General features: G+C 59.6%; 13 protein-coding genes, 1 tRNA gene and 2 rRNA genes (1 of these 16 only partly in view). 9 read left to right on the top strand and 7 right to left on the bottom strand.

The genetic code is table 11. The annotated features are described in order from the left end of the window. Window positions 1-29: 29 nt before the first annotated feature. On the top strand, window positions 30-707 hold the full coding sequence (locus ACSQ3G_RS20480) for an aspartate/glutamate racemase family protein (protein WP_436111336.1): 678 nt from the start codon (window positions 30-32) through the stop codon (window positions 705-707). Window positions 708-811: 104 nt separating this feature from the next. Further along, window positions 812-1,651, top strand: a complete 840-nt coding sequence (locus ACSQ3G_RS20475) for a MurR/RpiR family transcriptional regulator (protein WP_436111335.1) — start codon at window positions 812-814, stop codon at window positions 1,649-1,651. Between the two features lie 52 nt (window positions 1,652-1,703). Here the strand turns inward: ACSQ3G_RS20475 and ACSQ3G_RS20470 are convergent, their stop codons facing one another. After that, on the bottom strand, window positions 1,704-2,150 hold the full coding sequence (locus tag ACSQ3G_RS20470) for a hypothetical protein (protein WP_436111334.1): 447 nt from the start codon (window positions 2,148-2,150) through the stop codon (window positions 1,704-1,706). Continuing rightward, entirely contained in the window at window positions 2,137-2,616 is a 480-nt protein-coding gene (locus ACSQ3G_RS20465; protein WP_046669390.1) for a hypothetical protein, read from the bottom strand. Before ACSQ3G_RS20465 ends, ACSQ3G_RS20470 begins: the two co-directional genes overlap by 14 nt. 247 nt (window positions 2,617-2,863) lie before the next feature. Here ACSQ3G_RS20465 and ACSQ3G_RS20460 point away from each other — a divergent pair, with 247 nt between their 5' ends. From ACSQ3G_RS20460 to ACSQ3G_RS20440, 5 genes are all read left to right on the top strand, one after another. After that, a complete protein-coding gene (locus ACSQ3G_RS20460; protein WP_245437305.1) occupies window positions 2,864-3,730 on the top strand; it encodes a MipA/OmpV family protein in 867 nt (288 codons plus the stop codon). A 222-nt stretch (window positions 3,731-3,952) separates the two neighbouring features. Next, window positions 3,953-5,050 carry an efflux RND transporter periplasmic adaptor subunit gene (locus tag ACSQ3G_RS20455; RefSeq protein ID WP_436111333.1) on the top strand — a complete coding sequence of 366 codons (1,098 nt, stop codon included), beginning with the start codon at window positions 3,953-3,955 and terminating at the stop codon, window positions 5,048-5,050. Then, window positions 5,047-8,151, top strand: a complete 3,105-nt coding sequence (locus ACSQ3G_RS20450) for an efflux RND transporter permease subunit (protein WP_436111332.1) — start codon at window positions 5,047-5,049, stop codon at window positions 8,149-8,151. The genes ACSQ3G_RS20455 and ACSQ3G_RS20450 overlap by 4 nt, the downstream gene beginning before the upstream one ends. Window positions 8,152-8,263: 112 nt before the next feature. Further along, complete coding sequence (locus tag ACSQ3G_RS20445) at window positions 8,264-9,019, top strand: response regulator (protein ID WP_436111331.1); 756 nt, start codon at window positions 8,264-8,266, stop codon at window positions 9,017-9,019. Further along, the gene (locus ACSQ3G_RS20440) at window positions 9,016-10,419 is read left to right on the top strand and encodes a sensor histidine kinase (protein WP_436111330.1); all 1,404 of its coding nucleotides are present in this window, start codon (window positions 9,016-9,018) and stop codon (window positions 10,417-10,419) included. The genes ACSQ3G_RS20445 and ACSQ3G_RS20440 overlap by 4 nt, the downstream gene beginning before the upstream one ends. Before the next feature lie 49 nt (window positions 10,420-10,468). On the opposite strand, the gene ACSQ3G_RS20435 is transcribed toward ACSQ3G_RS20440, so the two are convergent. Together ACSQ3G_RS20435 and ACSQ3G_RS20430 are read right to left on the bottom strand one after the other, a co-directional pair. Next, window positions 10,469-10,714 (bottom strand): hypothetical protein, encoded by a 246-nt coding sequence (locus ACSQ3G_RS20435; protein ID WP_436111329.1) that lies wholly within the window; start codon window positions 10,712-10,714, stop codon window positions 10,469-10,471. A 134-nt stretch (window positions 10,715-10,848) separates the two neighbouring features. Further along, a complete protein-coding gene (locus ACSQ3G_RS20430; RefSeq protein WP_436111328.1) occupies window positions 10,849-11,031 on the bottom strand; it encodes a hypothetical protein in 183 nt (60 codons plus the stop codon). Window positions 11,032-11,172: 141 nt separating this feature from the next. Here ACSQ3G_RS20430 and ACSQ3G_RS20425 point away from each other — a divergent pair, with 141 nt between their 5' ends. Both ACSQ3G_RS20425 and ACSQ3G_RS20420 read left to right on the top strand, forming a co-directional pair. Continuing rightward, window positions 11,173-12,342, top strand: coding sequence for a patatin-like phospholipase family protein (locus ACSQ3G_RS20425; RefSeq protein WP_436111327.1), 1,170 nt, complete (start codon window positions 11,173-11,175; stop codon window positions 12,340-12,342). Window positions 12,343-12,380: 38 nt separating this feature from the next. Continuing rightward, entirely contained in the window at window positions 12,381-13,241 is an 861-nt protein-coding gene (locus ACSQ3G_RS20420; protein ID WP_436111326.1) for a DUF3313 domain-containing protein, read from the top strand. 180 nt (window positions 13,242-13,421) lie between these two features. On the opposite strand, the gene ACSQ3G_RS20415 is transcribed toward ACSQ3G_RS20420, so the two are convergent. From ACSQ3G_RS20415 to ACSQ3G_RS20405, 3 genes are all read right to left on the bottom strand, one after another. Beyond that, a tRNA-Met gene (locus ACSQ3G_RS20415) sits at window positions 13,422-13,498 on the bottom strand. A gap of 212 nt (window positions 13,499-13,710) precedes the next feature. Continuing rightward, window positions 13,711-13,825, bottom strand: a 5S ribosomal RNA gene (gene rrf, locus ACSQ3G_RS20410). 241 nt (window positions 13,826-14,066) lie between these two features. Further along, window positions 14,067-15,386 (bottom strand): 23S ribosomal RNA (locus ACSQ3G_RS20405) (it continues 1,481 nt past the right edge of the window).

Here is a 15,386-nt window from a genome sequence, read left to right as displayed (position 1 = left end):
CGTTCGTGCAATTGCGCACGGAACGAGACATGACGCGTATCACATTGATCAATCCGAACACCTCCCGTGCGACGACGGTCATGATGACCGAGATCGCCCGGAAATACCTGCCGGAAAATTTCTCCGTGGAGGGGGTCACCGCCACGAGAGGAGTATCGATGATCCTGAATGGCGAGGAGCTTGCTGCATCGGCCGGCGGTGTCGTCGAGATGGGATTGGCCGCGGAGGAATTTAGCGATGGGCTGATCGTCAGCGCATTCGGCGATCCAGGCCTCGAGCGCCTGAAAGCCCTGTCCGGGCTGCCGGTCATCGGCATCTGCGAGGCGAGCATGTACGAAGCCTCTGCCGGAGGCCGGCGGTTCGGCATCGCGACTGTCACCCCCGACCTCGTGGCGAGCTTCGCCGCCAAGGCTGAAACGCTTGGCCTTGCCCACCTCTTTACCGGGACACGGCTGACCAGCGGCGATCCGCTGGTCCTTGCCTCCGACCCCGCGCGTCTGCACGCGGCCCTTGAAATCGCGGTTCGCGAATGTCTCGAACGGGATGGCGCTGAAGCGGTCATCATCGGTGGTGGCCCACTGGGCCAGGCGGCGGACGATCTTCAGCGGGCCCTCTCGTCGCCGGTGATTGCGCCTATCCGCTCCGCTGTCGAACTGTTGCTTTCCCGGATCGCCCATCCTCTCGAAGCCGGATCGAGGGCGAACTGATGGGGGCATCTCCCAGGCAATGCGACGGAGGGATCGTTTTTTCTGTTGCAAGTCGCGGCATCCCACCGGAAAGTCCGCGCGCTGATGTCTTGGCGGAGCTTCCCGTGCCGAAGGATAAATCGTTCCTGTATCGCGTAAGGCAGGCAATTCCCCAGCTGCACCCTGCCGAGAAGCGCCTGGGGGAATTCGTCTGCGACTTTCCCGGCGAGCTTGCCAGCTATTCGGCACAGGAGCTTGCCGCGCTTGCGCATGTCTCCAAGGCCACGGTGACGCGCTTCATCCAGCGCCTCGGCTACGAAAACTACGAGGAAGCCCGTCGCCATGCCCGGGCCGAAAAGCAGACCGGCTCCCGGCTCTTCCTGACGGCCGCTGCCGACGCCGCGGCCGCCCAGTCGATGCAGGCGCATGTCGCCCAGGGGGTCGCCAATCTTGAAGCAACGTTCCTTTCCATTTCCGAGGGCCAGATCGAGGCCGTGACGGAAGCGATGATTGCGGCACGGAAGGTCTGGGTGCTCGGTTTCCGGAGCAGCCATCCCTTTGCCTCCTACCTGCAATGGCAGCTGACCCAGGTCATCGAGGATATCGTCGCAATCCCCGGCGCGGGGCAGACGCTTGGAGAACATCTTGTCAGCCTGCGGGAAGACGACGTGGTCGTATTCTTCGCCATGCGCCGGAGGATCGCTCAGGTGGACGCCATCCTTGCCCAGCTCCGGAAGTCAAAAGCGAAACTCCTCTACATCACCGACGAGGGTGCCGCGTTCGAGACGTCGGCAACCTGGCATTTCCAATGCCAGACCCTGGCGCCTGGCCCGCTCTTCAACCACACGGCGGTCATGGCCCTCTGCCATCTGCTGATCACCCGATGCCTGGAGAAGGCAGGCGTCGAGGGGAGAAAGCGGCTGCGCAACATCGAGACGCTGAATGAGGGGCTCGACGAACTCTGATGCGGTCAGCGCCGATGGCGAGAAGACACCCGGCACTCAATCTGGCTGCCAGTCAATGCTGACCGATATCGCCCCGGGCTTCAAACGGATCGGAATGAAATCCGACGTCCACGATCACAGCAGCAAGGTAACAACCTCGCATAGCGAGCAAGAAAAAGAAGGCCACTGACGTACACAGCACGATATAGTGCCTGCGTTGCGACCTCCTTGGCAGTCTTGATGCAAACAGGGTCGCGGCATGCCGCACAAGCCGGCCCACTGCCACAATCAGAAACAGAACGACTATGATGTACCCGCTCAACGAGGCGGCGCTTATCAGCCAGTGAACCAAAAGACATATCCCGAAAAAGGCCTGCTCCTGCCTTGGAGCTGCAATCCGCCAGAGCTCCATCGTCCAAGGCTCCTGTCCGGCTGCGGTTATTCTTTTTCTGTTGGTGCTTCTCTCTATCGCCGGATTGAAGCCGGGCGCGACCGCTGTAAGCCTCTCAGGATCGAACATCCTTCAATCCTTCTCGCCGACGCAGCAAACCAAAGACGGACTTCAACGCCACCCGCCATCGGGGCGCCATCGGTTCTCGCATCCCTTCATTCTTTGTTTGCTCGATGCCAGCGTGTTCAACTCTCGTTGCCAGAGGCTGAACAAGGAACTCGATCCGTTTCATGAATGCGCTGCTGTCGAACCGTTTCGACGTTATCAACGGACCATCGCCGGAAGGCTCCGTGTGGAAGAAAACCTCGAGATTGACCACCGGGATGGAGCGGATATTGCGCACGAGATCGATCTCGGGTCGGGTCGTTATGGCGAAGGAATAATTGTCCGAACGGAGTGCCGTAAAAGCCTCCGGAAACGTCGACACCGCAACGGACTCATGTCCATGGGCGGCCAGCATCGCGACGATCGCATTGGCCGCCGCCACTGGCAGAAACACAAGAATTCTCTTGGGGTGAATGGTTTCGATAGACATAGCGAGTTCCTCATACGGAGATGAGAAAATCTAGCTTTTGCCGGTGCAACAGTATGTTTGGTTTTGTTTGATTTTGTTGCGGCCGCCGTCCGCGGGTTAGCGGCATCGACCGGGACAACATTTCTTAACATCACAAAACCCAAGTTAACGGCAGCGTCTGGGACAGTGCGCTCCGCAAGAGGCCGGCGCTTCGGGCTTCACACCTGCACGCCGAAAACTCTCTACCGGATCCCAGGAGCCAATTCGAATGTCATTGACCAAGTCCTTCTTAAGCCATCCGCGGCGTGTCGCCATCGCGGCGGGGCTCGCGGTTGTCGCTTGCCCCCTTACCCAGGCGAGCGCGGCCGACCCTTACGAAGGTGAAGAGGCTGCTATCCCCGCGACAGAGAATTTCGACAAGGGACGGTTTGGCGGGATACGCCAGAAGCTTTCCGACTGGAACGTCATGGTTGGCGCCGGAGCCATGTATGCACCTAAATTCGAAGGATCGGACGAGTTCGAACTGGTCCCCATTCCCATGATTTCCGCCACCTTCGGCGATCGCGTCACGGTCGATCCGGGCGGGCTGGAAATCGATGTGCTGAAGTCCAACGGCGTTAAGCTCACGGTGAAAGGCGGTTACGACATGGGGGGCGGGCGCGATGAAGACGATTCCGATCACCTGAAGGGACTGGGTGACATCGACGCTGGGGCTGTCGTCGGAGCGCAGCTTTCGTATGAAATGGGTCCGCTGGAATTTTATGCGTCTGTCGACAAGACAATCGGGGGCAGCGACGGCTTGATCGGTCAGGTCGGTGCGAATGTCTCGCATCACTATGATCGCTTTATTCTTTCCGCGGGCGCTTCCGCGACGTTCGCCGACGACAATCACATGGAAAGCTATTTTGGGGTAACCGCCGCCCAGTCTGCGAGATCGGGATTACGGCAATACGAGGCAGGCGCTGGCCTGAAGCGCTTCGATATCGAGGCGTCCGTCACATATATGGCGACCGAACACTGGGTTATTCGTGGCCAGGCAGCGGTCGGTTTCCTGACCGGCGATGCGAAGGATAGTCCGATCGTTCAGAACGACGTTCAGCCATCTGCGATGCTGATGGTCGGGTACAAGTTCTAGGAACCCAATAGGCGCAGAGAAGCCGCAGACATCCTCTCCGTTCGCCGGCCTCTTATCCTCGGCTTCTCGCAGTCAACTCCACATCGCGGTCATTCCCTCCCGGCGAGCAGGCCTTCCAGCTGCCGGGTCTGGAGCCGCGGGCCGGCCCAATTGGCTCGGACATGAAATCGCGGCTGACGAATGTGGGCAGTAAGCGCGATGCCAGAAAAGCAGATTCAACCGATGCGACCAACTCTTCTTCTCGCCCTCTTCGTGAGCGCAAACCTTGCTTCCGCAGCGGAGCCTGTGCTTGCGCAACAGAACAAGGCGGCAGCGCTTACCGTCGCCGTGGCAAGTCCCGCAGAACGCCGATGGCCTGAAACGGTGCCGGCCAGCGGCTGGCTCAAGCCCTGGCATGAAGCGGTGATCGCCGCGGAAATCGATGGCCTGCGCGTGACCGCCGTCCTTGTCGATGTCGGATCGGTCGTCGCGAAAGGTCAGCCCCTCGTCCGGCTAGCCGACGAAGCCGTGCGTGCAGAATTGCGTAACCAGGAGGCCGCCTTGGCAAGCGCCAGGGCGGACCTCGCCAAGGCGACGGCGAATGCCGATCGGGCACGCAAGGTGCGGGATAGCGGCGTGCTGTCGGATGAAAAGATCAACGAATACCTGATCGCCGAACAGACGGCGATGGCAGGGGTGGAATCCGCCGAAGCCTTGCTGGAAAGCCAGAAGATCAAGCTCGCCAAGACGACTATCCTGGCCGTGGATGATGGACTGATCACATCCCGCTCGGCCCAGCTCGGCGCCGTCGTCTCCTCCGGCACGGAACTGTTCCGCATGATCCGCCAGCAACGCGTCGAATGGCAGGCGGAAGTATCCGCACGCTATCTGCCTCGCATCAGGCAAGGCCTCACAGCCACGATCGTCGGTCCTGGTGATCGACGGGTCAAGGGAACCGTGCGGCTTGTCGCACCGACGGTCAGCACCGATACGGGGCGGGCGCTCGCCTATGTGGCGCTGCCGGCGGCGGCGCGTCCGCCCATCGGTCTGTACGTCACCGGCCAGATCGAGCTTGAGACCACGACGGCGCTCACCGTGCCCGAGACGGCGCTCGTCCTGCGTGACGGCATCGCTTACGTCTTCACCGTGGATGCAGACAGGCGCGCGTCACGCGTTCGCGTGGAAACCGGCCGCCGCAATGGCAGTGAAGTGGAAATCCTCTCTGGCCTCGACCGCTCGACCGACGTCGTGACGGCGGGTGGCGCTTTCCTTTCGGACAAGGCCTTCGTCCGGGTGGGTGGAGAGGCGCTCGTCAAGCTCGAAAAGGGAGAATCGCGATGAACTTCTCCGCCTGGTCGATCCGAAATCCGGTTCCCGCCATCCTGTTGTTCATCCTGCTGACCGTCGGCGGCCTGATCGCGTTCGACCGGCTCGCGGTACAGAACTTTCCCGACATGGACCTGCCGACGATCAAGATCAGCGCTTCGCTTGAAGGCGCCGCGCCGGCGCAGCTCGAAACGGAAGTCGCGCGCAAGATCGAAGACAGGCTCGCTTCGCTGAGCCTCCTCGACCACATCACGACGACGGTCACGGACGGATCGGTCACCATCAATATCTCGTTCCAGTTGGGAAAGGACAGCGAGGAAGCGCTGAACGAGGTGCGCAATGCCGTCGATAGTGCGAGCGGCGACCTCCCTTCCGAGATGCAGGCGCCGGGCGTGACCAAGGTGACGGTGCAGGGCTCCACCCTCCTCACCTACGCGGTGCGTTCCGCCCGCCTCAACGAGACGGAACTCTCCTGGTTCGTCGACAACGACATGACGAAGGCCCTGCTTTCAGTACCCGGCGTGGGCGAGGTCAGCCGGATCGGTGGCATCGAGCGCGAAGTGCACATCGACCTCAACCCCCAGATCATGAGCGCGCTCGGCCTCAGCGCCGCGACCGTTTCCTCGCAGCTCAAGTCCGTCCAGGCCGACACATCGGGCGGCCGGGCTGAGATCGGCGGCGGAAAGCAGGGGATCCGCACGCTTGGGGCGGTTTCCTCGGTCGAGGAGCTGAAAGCGCTCGCAATCCCGCTTCCGAGCGGAGAGCTGGTGCAACTGGCCGAGATTGGCGCGGTGACGGACAGCTTTGCCGACCGCTCGTCGATCGCCTATCTCGATGGCGAACCCGTGATCGCTGTCGAGGTGAAACGATCCAACGGCTTTTCGGATACGGGCGTCGCGACCGCCATCGAAGCGGCCATGCAGGACTTTGCCGCAGCCAACCCCGATGTCGAGATCGTCCAGGCTTACAGCACGGTCGGGCCGATCATCGAAAACTACGACGGCTCCATGAACATGCTCTATGAAGGTGCAATCCTGGCGGTCGTGGTTGTTTGGCTCTTCCTGCGCGACTGGCGTGCGACCCTGCTTTCGGCGGTGGCGCTGCCGCTCTCGGTCGTCCCGACTTTTCTCGTAATGTATCTGGCGGATTTCAGCCTCAATACGGTGACGCTGCTCGCCCTCTCGCTCGTGGTCGGCATCCTCATCGACGATGCGATCGTTGAGATCGAGAACATTGCGCGCCACCTGCAAATGGGAAAAACTCCGAAGGGGGCTGCGCTCGAGGCCGCCGATGAAATCGGTCTTGCCGTCGTCGCAACGACCTTGACGCTCGTCGCGGTCTTCCTGCCGACCGCTTTCATGAGCGGTATTCCCGGCCTGATCTTCCGCCAGTTCGGTATAACGGCGGCGGTGGCGGTTCTCGCCTCACTGGTCGTCGCACGCCTGCTGACGCCGATGATGGCCGCTTATCTGATGAAGGCGCGTCCGATCGAGCAGAGGGACGGCGCGATCATGCGCGCCTACATGGCCGTCGTCAAAACCTGCCTGCACCATCGCAAGCTGACGGTCCTCGGCGTCTGCATATTCCTCGGGCTCTCGCTCTCGACGATTACCATGCTCAGCGCCGGCTTCCTGCCCGCATCCGACGATTCGCAGACGAAGGTCACTCTGACGCTTCAGCCCGGCAGCCCGATTGAACAAACGGACGCCATGACGCGGCGGGCGGCGGATATCGTTTCCGGCCTGCCGGACGTCACGCGGGTGTTTTCCGCCGTCGGAAGCGCCTCGTCGGATGACATGATCGATTCATCGACGACCGTCGATACGGCGACCGCCTCGCTTGTCGCCGATTTGAAGAAGATCGGCGAACGCAGCCGCAAGCAGGCCGAGATCGAAAACGAGATCCGACGGGCGCTCGCGGTTCTCCCAGGCGTCAGGATCGAAGTGGGTACGGGCGGCAGCGGTACGACGCTGGAAATAACGCTCGCCAGCGACGATTCCGGAGCACTCGACCGGGCGGCGGGAGCACTCGAAGAACAACTGCGAGGCCTTCAAGGCATCGGCGCAGTGACGTCCAGCGCCTCCCGGCAGGCCCCGGAAGTCCAGATCGTCCCGGACCTCAATCGCGCCGCCGCCCTCGGCGTCACGGCAGAAGCGATTTCCGAAGCGGTTCGCGTGGCCACGAGCGGGGATTATTCCTCCTCGCTTGCCAAGCTCAACCTGCCCCAGCGCCAGCTTCCCATCCGCGTCCGGTTCGATCCCGGTAACCGGACGACGCTTGACGACATTGCAAATCTTCGCGTTGCCGGTGCCAGGGGCAGCGTCGATCTCGGTTCGGTCGCCGACATCCGCATCGGGGGCAGTCCGTCCGAGATCAGCCGCATCGACCGCTCGCGAAACGTTACGCTGTCGGTCGAACTCAACGGTCGTATCCTCGGCGACGTCTATCGTGAAGCGCAGGCGTTGCCCGCCCTCCACAACCTCCCGGACGACGTCAGGCTCGTCGAACAGGGCGAACTGGAGCGCAGCTCGGAACTCTTCGACAACTTCGCCATCGCCATGGGGATAGGCGTGTTCTGCATCTATGCGGTTCTGGTATTGCTCTTCCATGACTTCCTCCAGCCGCTGACGATCCTCATGGCGCTGCCGCTATCGCTTGGCGGCGCGCTGCTGCCGCTCGTGCTGACTGGAACCAGCTTCTCCATGCCCGTGTTGATCGGCCTGCTCATGCTGATGGGCGTGGTCACGAAGAATTCGATCCTGCTGGTCGAATATGCGATCGTGTCGCGACGCGCAGGTCTTTCGCGCTTCGACGCCCTGGTCGACGCCTGCCACAAACGCGCCCGCCCGATCGTCATGACGACGATCGCCATGGGCTGCGGCATGCTTCCCGTGGCCCTGAGCCTCAGCGGCGGCGATGCAAGCTTCCGTCAACCGATGGCGATCGTCGTGATCGGCGGCCTAATGACTTCCACCGTCCTCAGCCTCGTCGTCATTCCCGTGATCTTCACCTTTGTCGACGATTTCCTGCTGCTTCTAAAGCGAAGCTTCGGGAAGGGCGACAGCCGCGAGGCCGTGCTCCATGAGCTGAAGATTGAGGCTGACCGCCAGTGTTGACGAACCCATCGACTCAGAGTTCGTGGCGAAGCCGCGAAACAAAATTAAACATAATTGTTGCTGACAACCATGCTGCGAAACGGGCTAACTGATAATCCGGATTCCGCCACAAATGGCCAAGCCTATGAATAACGTCGCATCCAATGTTCTTGTACAGGCATCAGCCCGAATCCTGGTCGTCGAGGATGATCGGGATATCGCCAGCATGCTGATCGATCTGATCAAGGAGGCGGGTTATGCCGCAGAGGCGGTCGGATCTGCGGTTGAAATGGACGGTGTCCTGAAGAAGAAGGAATTCGACCTTATAGTACTGGATGGAATGCTGCCGGGTGAGGACGGTTTCAGCATATGCAGGAGAATCAGGTCGTCTGATACAATACCCATCCTCATGCTGACGGCGCGTACGAAAGAGATAGACAGGGTTGTCGGACTGGAGCTGGGCGCCGATGACTACGTCACGAAACCGTTCAAATCCAGGGAACTTCTGGCGAGGATAAAGGCGCTTCTGCGGCGGTCGTCGTATTCAGCGCAGGTCAAACCACAGCAGGCACCGATGACGTTTGCGGGCTGGCGGATCGACCCGGTCACCCGAGAATTGACCGACCGCGACGGTTTCCATGTGTCGCTCACGACGGCGGAATTTGATGTGCTGCTGGTATTTTGCCAGAACCCCCGGCAGGTAATGAACCGCCAGGAAATACTGGCCCGTACCCACGCAGGCTCTGCAGGACCTGTCGAACGCAGCATTGATGTCCATGTCAGTCGTGTCCGGCAGAAAATCGAACCTAATTACAAGGAGCCGACATTCATTAAAACCGTGCGCCTGGGCGGATATGTGTTCACTCCGGAGGTTGCGATAGCACCATGATTGGCCGCTTGCGCAGGGCATCCATACGAACCCAATTCATGGTGTTCGCATCTATTGTTCCGCTGCTCGTTATCTTTCTTATCGCTGTTCTCCCTGAGCCATTCATTTTCCAGAATGAAAAAAAGCTTATGGGCAAAGGCGCTCAAATCGAGCTGCTTGTGCATCAGGTCAGAAGCGCCAGAAATGACGACGAAATCGAGCATCTGGTGAGGGCAAGCGCCTCCGGCAATTTCGAATTGAAGGTTCTGCCATGGAGCGACGTCCGTAGCGAATTGGCGCGTCAAACGGGTGATCCCCTCATCTCGGACGCGCTTCAGGATGTCTTGCCTGCCGATTTTGAGGTGGTGGTTCTTAAAGACAGTTCGGACGGCGGGGGACACAGTACGGTTGCGGTGCGCCTTGACGCGCACCGTGCCCTCGTTATCGGGTTCGCCGGTGCCGATGTTTCCCCCTCGTCTTTCAGCGCAGTCGCGGAGTTCATCGCCAAGGCCAACATCCTGATGCTGCCGATGCTCCTCCTGGTGCTCTATATAAGCCGGATGATCACGTCGCCTCTCGTCCGCTTTGCCGACGCGGCAAAGAGACTGCGCCTCGACGGTAACGAAGAAGAGCAATTCACCGCCGAAGGCGCCAGGGAACTTCGCACACTTGCGACGGCACTCAACAACATGCGCCACCGCATCCGAAAAATGGTCGATGACCGCACGCGGATGCTGACGGCTGTGAGCCACGATCTCAGGACGCCGCTGACACGACTGCGTATGCGCGTGGAGCGTTCGAAGGACCCCGCGTCCAGGGAAGCGATGCTGGCGGATATTGACAACCTTACCACCATGATTGAGGAAAGCCTTCAGTATTTAAGCAGCACCGTTACAGCCGAACCGCCTCGAAAAGTTGATATTTCCAGCCTTCTGCGGACTATCGCGTCGGAATTTTGTGACCTCGGCCATGACGTAATTTACTGCGGACCCGAGCGGTTTGGATACGTGTGCCAACAAAAGGCTCTCATACGCGCTATCACCAATATCGTGGAGAACGCGGTAAGGTTCGGCACGAAGGTAGCTGTCGAGTTGCGCAATAGCCCGCAGGGTGGAGCGGTAATAATTGTGAGCGACAACGGCCCAGGCCTTGAAGAAGGGCTTGAGGACAAGGTCCTGGAGCCCTTCTTCAAGGTTGACGAGGCCCGGTCACTCAATTCCAGCAGCGGTTTTGGGCTGGGGCTTTCGATTGCGGATGAAATTGCAAAGGGCCACGGTGGCTCGCTGCTACTTGAAAACGTATTGCCGCATGGTCTGCGGGTGACGCTACAGTTGCCGCCGGTGGAGACCGCACCGCATCGAAGCAGCCAGGCTTCATCTGCGAAAGAACAGGCGCCAGCTCAAGAGGCTCTCGTCAAGTAGAGGTAGTCGACCCACATGCTGGCGAGATCCCCGATGATGGTTGCGCGCGCTACCGATCAGCTGGTGCCGCTGACGATATCGACGGCAACTTCGGCATCAAGGATTGCCAGCCGGACGAGGTAACACATGTCGCTCCGGCGGTCTCCGGAGAGGGCCAGGTTTCCTTCGGAATCCCCAATGCCGCCTCGCGAAGCAGTTTTTTCATCTCTCTCAAAGACACCCGGTCTGCCCGCATCATTTGCCGGATCAGAGGATCCTTCAGGACCTCGGCAATCGTCATCTCATCATCGGTCATAACGACCTCCCGTTTTGCTGTCGCGATCGATAACCGCGGCAAGCAACCGCGCGATGTCAAAACAGGGACGAAACCAAGGCGATCGATGAAGTTTTGTTGCGGGATATCAATCGGGAATGCATGGCCGTTGTTCGTCAGCCGGCCGCGACATGGACAACTGCCAGGCGTCGGCAATCCATGAAGCCCGCCGCCGAGCCGGTGGTGAACACCCGATCGCAGCGGCCAATCATTCTTAACATTACAAAACCCAAGGCAACGACGAACTCTGCATTGATACCGCCAGATTCGATTCCGAAGGAAGTTACCGTGAATTTCAAAGGTTATCTGGTGAGCCCGCCGCGTTGGGCGATCGGTCCATCATGGAGTCCGCAGGCAACATCCGCGGATAACATCGGCTGTACGGTCGGTGGAAATTTCAACGTCCCCTCCAGATATTCGCCCGGCGCAAGGCTATAGCCGTGTATCACGTGATAGCTATCTTCCTGCTGGCTTTTCTCGCCGGCTGCATGGCGCCGGACCGTATTGCCTATGGGCCGAAAGCCGCCGCGACCGCCGGTATCGAGGGGTTCGGCGATGTCCGTATCTACGCGGATGCAAGCCGGAGCCTGCCTGAAGCACGTGCATGGCTGCCCATCCCGAGACACAAGGAAGTCAACTACCTCGTGTTGTCGGGCGGTGGCGCCGGAGGCGCGTTCAGCGTCGGGGCGCTGAAGGCCTGGTCGGATAGCGGACAGCGGCCCGAATTCGACATTGTCAGCGGCGTCAGCACCGGCGCATTGATCGCGCCTTACGCCTTCCTCGGTCCCGGCTATGACAATACCCTCGTCGACTTGTACACGAGCGGGGTCGCCAAGACATTGGTCGATGCCGATTTCCTGCCCCAGGGCCTTCTCGGCGCAAGCCTCCTGAAGCAGAAGCCTCTTCGAACGATGGTCGAGCGGTACCTGACGCAGGAGGTGCTGGCGAAAATCGCCGCAGAACACCGCAAGGGCCGGCGCCTGCTTGTCTTGACCTCGAACCTCGATTCCCAAAGAGCGGTGATCTGGAACATGGGCGCCATCGCCGACAGCGGTCGGCCCGACGCCCTAAAACTCTTCCGCGACGTTGTCATCGCCTCGGCAAGCATCCCCGGCCTTTATCCGGCGGTACTCATCAAGGCAAAGTCAGGCGATCAGTCCTTCGAGGAAATGCATTCCGACGGAGGCGCGGCGTCCCAAATCCTGACGATTCCGGAGGGATGGATGGCCAATTCGGACAAGGTCGAGTGGCCCAAGGGCGTGAAGCTGAACATGTACATCATCATCAACAACGCGCTGATGTCTGAATTTTCAACCACCACGAACAACACGTTTACGGTCATGGCCAGGGCGAATTCCTCCCTCATCAAGGCGCAGACACGTAGCGCGCTGGTGGCCACCTACATCTATGCTCAAAGGAGCGGCATTCGGTTCCGCGTGGCCTCGATCGATACGCAGCTCGCCTACAATATGACCGATCCGTTCAACACCAACTACATGCGTGCGGTCTTCAACCTCGGATACGCAAAAATGGCGAGCGGCAGCCTGTGGAAAGACAGGCCTTCGTTCGCCGACACGCTCACAGCCGCACAGACGGCACAGTGGCGATAGCCGCGCCGACCTCCCCCTAAATCCAATAGGAGAACCAAATGTTACATCCCCGCCTTGGCTTGGCAGGCATCCAGCCGTGCCATCGGCTGATTGCGCCCGCTCTCCTTGCTCTGTCGCTCGGCGGCTGCGCCGCCGTGCCGCTCGAACGGGCAAGTTCACTTACATCCTACGACAGTTTGACATCGAACAACGGGCGAATGACCAAGGCAAATTATCGAGTCGCGCCAACCGACCTTGTATCCGCCAGAACGATCTACATCGAGCCAACGAAGGTTTCGGGCGGTGCTGCACTATCGATCAGCAAATCTTCCGATCGCGCCCTGGTCGCGAATGTGATCAGCCGCGCCCTCTGCGCCGGCGTCAGCGATCGTTTCATGGTTGTGGAGCGGAAAGAAGATGCGGACCTCGTCGTTCACGCCACCATCACCCGCATCGTGCCGACCAATACCGTGGTGGCCGGCCTGTCGACGGCAACGTCGCTCGGAGCCAACTTCGTCGCTCCGGTGCCCGTCCCGAGGCTACCCCTCGGGCTTGGAGGTCTTGCCGTGGAGGCCGAAGCAACCACCAGGGACGGCAAGCAAGTCGGTGCGATGGTATGGGCGAAGGGAGCGAACTTCGTGACCACCAGTGCGCGCGTTTCGCAAATCGGTGACGCCTACTCGCTTGCCGCGAGCTTCGGCAGTGATTTTTCCAGGATGCTCGTCAGCGGCAAGACGCCGTTCAAGGGTCTGCCCAAGATCCCTTCTGGGCAGAGGATCAAGTCGGGACTTGGTGGAAAGCCGAAATACCCTGCCTGCGAGAAATTTGGCCGGTCGCCCGGTCTAGTGGACTTTGCAGCCTCCCAGGTCGGGATGCCGCCCACCTGGACCGACAAGCAGCCTCAGGCGCAGAACCAATAGCCCGGCGGCAGAGAAGGAAAACGACGCGCGAGTGGTTCATCTCGTCAGGATCGTACTGGGGCGCCGACTATGGCCTGCTTCCGGGCCGTCCTCGTGGAGGACAAGGTCAATTGGAAGCGGTACCATATCCCTCGACAACAAAAAACTCCCGGAGCGATTGCTGCGGGAGTTTTTGGAATTTGGTTGCGGGGGCAGGATTTGAACCTGCGGCCTTCAGGTTATGAGCCTGACGAGCTACCGGGCTGCTCCACCCCGCGTAAAGCGTAAATCCCTGCGGGATTTATCGCGGTGCGTAAACTGCTTGGCAGTTTACACTTCTGCCGGAGCAAATTGCCGAAGGCGATTTGTCTCCTGTAAGGGACGCACTGCAAGTTTCCCTTGAACGACGAAAGGCCGCTTGTGGGCGGCCCTTTGGTCGGCTTAAGGGCCGTTAGTTTTCGTGAATGAGAAGATATGTTGCGTTTAGCAGACCTGGCAGCGACCTACTCTCCCGCGTCTTGAGACGGAGTACCATTGGCGCAGGGGCGTTTCACGGCCGTGTTCGGAATGGGAACGGGTGCGGCCGCCCCGCAATGACCACCAGGTCAGCGAAGCGCAACATTTTTGAGAAGCTGGTTGAGGCGATGAGGCCTCATTTTTTAGTCTTATGAACACGTCTTTGAACCTTTCCAGATCTGACGAGTGCTTTTGGCACCCATACAGGCCAGCGGCCGTCGCCAATCGTTTGGCGGGCCGTCCGCAGCGTAGCATCCGAAGGATGCGACAGCGTCAGGACAAAGGTCTTTGGCATCATCAAGCAAAGCTTGATGAGCATGGTCAATGAGAACGATCAAGCCAATCGGGCGATTAGTACCGGTAAGCTTCATGCATTGCTGCACGTCCACACCCGGCCTATCAACGTGGTCGTCTTCCACGGCCCTGATAGGGAATACTCGTTTTCAGGTTGGTTTCCCGCTTAGATGCCTTCAGCGGTTATCCATTCCATATATAGCTACCCTGCTATGCCCTTGGCAGGACAACAGGTCCACCAGAGATATGTCCATCCCGGTCCTCTCGTACTAGGGACAGATCCTGTCAATATTCCTACACCCACGGCAGATAGGGACCGAACTGTCTCACGACGTTCTGAACCCAGCTCACGTACCGCTTTAATTGGCGAACAGCCAAACCCTTGGGACCTGCTCCAGCCCCAGGATGCGATGAGCCGACATCGAGGTGCCAAACAACCCCGTCGATATGGACTCTTGGGGGTCATCAGCCTGTTATCCCCGGCGTACCTTTTATCCGTTGAGCGATGGCCCTTCCACGCGGGACCACCGGATCACTATGACCGACTTTCGTCTCTGCTCGACTTGTCAGTCTCGCAGTCAGGCGGGCTTATGCCATTGCACTCGACGACCGATTTCCGACCGGTCTGAGCCCACCATCGCGCGCCTCCGTTACTCTTTCGGAGGCGACCGCCCCAGTCAAACTACCCACCATACACTGTCCCGGATCCGGATAACGGACCGCGGTTAGACATCCATGACGATAAGGGTGGTATTTCAAGGATGGCTCCACGAAGACTGGCGTCCCCGCTTCAAAGCCTACCACCTATCCTACACATGCCGACACGAATGCCAGTGTAAAGCTATAGTAAAGGTGCACGGGGTCTTTCCGTCTGACCGCAGGAACCCCGCATCTTCACGGGGAATTCAATTTCACTGAGTCTATGTTGGAGACAGCGGGGAAGTCGTTACGCCATTCGTGCAGGTCGGAACTTACCCGACAAGGAATTTCGCTACCTTAGGACCGTTATAGTTACGGCCGCCGTTTACTGGGGCTTCGATTCAAAGCTTGCACCTCTCCTCTTAACCTTCCAGCACCGGGCAGGCGTCAGACCCTATACGTCGTCTTTAGACTTCGCAGAGCCCTGTGTTTTTGATAAACAGTCGCTACCCCCTGGTCTGTGCCACCCCATTATGGTTGCCCAAAATGGGGTCACGCTTCTTCCGAAGTTACGCGTGCAATTTGCCGAGTTCCTTCAACATAGTTCTCTCAAGCGCCTTGGTATACTCTACCTGACCACCTGTGTCGGTTTCGGGTACGGTCTATACGGTGGAGCTATTTCCTGGAACCGCCCCACTGCCCAACCAATCCAATAAG

Source organism: Neorhizobium tomejilense (assembly GCF_964254135.1).
In the GTDB taxonomy this organism is placed as follows: Bacteria; Pseudomonadota; Alphaproteobacteria; order Rhizobiales; family Rhizobiaceae; genus Neorhizobium; species Neorhizobium tomejilense.
Note: the sequence above shows the minus strand (reverse complement) of the source record. Positions and strands in the feature narration are given on the sequence as shown.

Excerpts from the sequence above, each read along its gene's own strand:
- ACSQ3G_RS20480 (WP_436111336.1), top strand. The coding sequence starts at position 30 with ATGACGCGTATCACATTGATCAATCCGAACACCTCCCGTGCGACGACG.
- ACSQ3G_RS20470 (WP_436111334.1), bottom strand. The coding sequence starts at position 2,150 with ATGTTCGATCCTGAGAGGCTTACAGCGGTCGCGCCCGGCTTCAATCCG.
- ACSQ3G_RS20465 (WP_046669390.1), bottom strand. The coding sequence starts at position 2,616 with ATGTCTATCGAAACCATTCACCCCAAGAGAATTCTTGTGTTTCTGCCA.
- ACSQ3G_RS20460 (WP_245437305.1), top strand. The coding sequence starts at position 2,864 with ATGTCATTGACCAAGTCCTTCTTAAGCCATCCGCGGCGTGTCGCCATC.
- ACSQ3G_RS20455 (WP_436111333.1), top strand. The coding sequence starts at position 3,953 with ATGCGACCAACTCTTCTTCTCGCCCTCTTCGTGAGCGCAAACCTTGCT.
- ACSQ3G_RS20450 (WP_436111332.1), top strand. The coding sequence starts at position 5,047 with ATGAACTTCTCCGCCTGGTCGATCCGAAATCCGGTTCCCGCCATCCTG.
- ACSQ3G_RS20445 (WP_436111331.1), top strand. The coding sequence starts at position 8,264 with ATGGCCAAGCCTATGAATAACGTCGCATCCAATGTTCTTGTACAGGCA.
- ACSQ3G_RS20440 (WP_436111330.1), top strand. The coding sequence starts at position 9,016 with ATGATTGGCCGCTTGCGCAGGGCATCCATACGAACCCAATTCATGGTG.
- ACSQ3G_RS20435 (WP_436111329.1), bottom strand. The coding sequence starts at position 10,714 with ATGACCGATGATGAGATGACGATTGCCGAGGTCCTGAAGGATCCTCTG.
- ACSQ3G_RS20420 (WP_436111326.1), top strand. The coding sequence starts at position 12,381 with ATGTTACATCCCCGCCTTGGCTTGGCAGGCATCCAGCCGTGCCATCGG.